The sequence below is a fragment of the Peribacillus sp. genome, assembly GCF_059453735.1.
In genome coordinates, this window is record NZ_JAZVJO010000423.1 from 1 (window position 1) to 1,665 (window position 1,665).

The following is a 1,665-nucleotide window of genomic DNA, read 5'->3' on the forward strand; positions in this document are numbered from 1 at the left end:
AGAGTTCATAGATGAACTAAAGGAACTGAGAAAAGAAAAAGGAATTACTTATCAGCAGATAGCTGACGAAACAGAAAAGAATGGTGAACCTGTATCATTATCCACAATTAAACACGTATTTTCTGACAAATACAATCACAATCATGACTGGAAAACTGTTTTAAGACCAATTGCAAATGTTCTAATGCCGCCAACTGAAGATGATGACCTCGAAACAAGAGCATTGCAAACAAGACTAGAGCTGAATAAGGAAATTATTAAGCAGCTTCAAGATAGACTCACATCCAAGGACCAGAAACACAAAGACCGAGAAACATTTTTTATGGAACAAATATCTTTTTATCAAGACCAGATAACTTTTTACCAAGAACAGCTTAAGGTCAAAGATGATGAAATTAAACGATTCCAAGAAAACATCGACCGGAAAGATCATATGTTAAGGAGACTTTTATCAGAAGATGAACAATAAGGAGGTTACGCTTATGAAGAAACGAATTGTCGCACTATTAACCTGTCTCGCAATTATCATTTCTGTTTTAATTTCCTCACCCTGAGAAATTGAAAGATATTCAACTTCCTTCAATTCAGGTTCCGCTTTGTTAGTGCTAATATCGTTTTGTAACTGTCGTTCTTCTTTGACAAGTCTAAATGTTTCAAATACTGGTTGGTCAAGCTGTGAAAACCCAAGTGTTTTTGTATATATATAAGGCTGATTTTCATTTTTAAATGTTACTGAGTTTCCAGGCGCCACAGGATAAGACATAGCTTCTTGTATGCTTTTAACCATTACAAAACCACCATTCTGAATCTGAGGTGTCTGCTGAATATTCTGCTGTGGTTGTTGCATCTGTTGCAGATACATTTGGTTATAACTTGGATAACCTTGATAATATGGATATGGCATAACACACCTCCTTACTTAGTCCAGAAATACTGAGGAACTTCCGATAAACTGTTCCAGCTGTCATAAAGCGTTCCATTTATTACGGTAGCAACATGGTTTCCAAACCCTAATACATAAACGCCCTTGGGATTATCTCTGCAAAAATTTTTTGCGGTATAACAATCCGGACAAAAATTAGGTAATCCTTCTCTATGAAATCCGTGTTCACGAAGAACAGCACCCCAAACAGCGTTTGAACTCATAACGTCACCCATATAAAAAGCATTTAGTGCTATTTTCCAAAACGCATTTTCCCATGATATATTTAAAGCCTTCGCGACTGCCCTTATTGCACAATCTCCAACGGATAATCTTCCTGTTGGATTAGGGTTATAATATTCATACATATGTCTGCCCTCCTATGAGATAATTTTGCAATAAAAAAAGAGGACTTCCAATAAACAGAAAGTCCTCAAAAAGTATTTTATTAGTATGTATTTAGTTTTCTTTTTTTCTTTTAATTTTTCTAACAGGTTGTGTTAGTGCGCGTTCAATAGTCCATGATGGGTTATGAAACCTTGAAACTAATGTAGTGAAAGGTATTCCCGTAACTTCGGACCATTGCCTTGCTGTGAGATACTTGCCGTCATAAAAGAACCTGCTATTATTACGTTTATTATTAGCCTGTTGGCTGTTAGTAGCCCACCTACAATTATTCGGTTCATAATTTCCATTTACATCAATTCTATCTAATGACAATAAATTCTTGCCATTTATCTTTT

Annotated in this window: 3 protein-coding genes and 1 pseudogene; 1 reads left to right on the forward strand and 3 read right to left on the reverse strand. The window is 35.5% G+C overall.

Annotated elements, in window-relative coordinates; translation table 11 throughout:
- Positions 1–469, forward strand: a 469-nt coding sequence (locus AC52RT_RS13965) for a hypothetical protein (protein WP_495541309.1), incomplete at its 5' end; no start/stop codon positions are given.
- Here AC52RT_RS13965 and AC52RT_RS13970 read toward each other — a convergent pair.
- The 3 genes and pseudogenes from AC52RT_RS13970 to AC52RT_RS13980 all read right to left on the reverse strand — a co-directional run.
- A complete protein-coding gene (locus AC52RT_RS13970) occupies positions 452–904 on the reverse strand; it encodes a hypothetical protein (protein WP_495541310.1) in 453 nt (150 codons plus the stop codon). The two genes, AC52RT_RS13965 and AC52RT_RS13970, sit on opposite strands and share 18 nt — an antisense overlap.
- A gap of 11 nt (positions 905–915) precedes the next feature.
- The gene (locus AC52RT_RS13975; protein ID WP_495541311.1) at positions 916–1,290 is read right to left on the reverse strand and encodes a hypothetical protein; all 375 of its coding nucleotides are present in this window, start codon (positions 1,288–1,290) and stop codon (positions 916–918) included.
- Between the two features lie 91 nt (positions 1,291–1,381).
- Positions 1,382–1,665, reverse strand: a pseudogene (locus AC52RT_RS13980) (hypothetical protein); the annotation flags it as partial.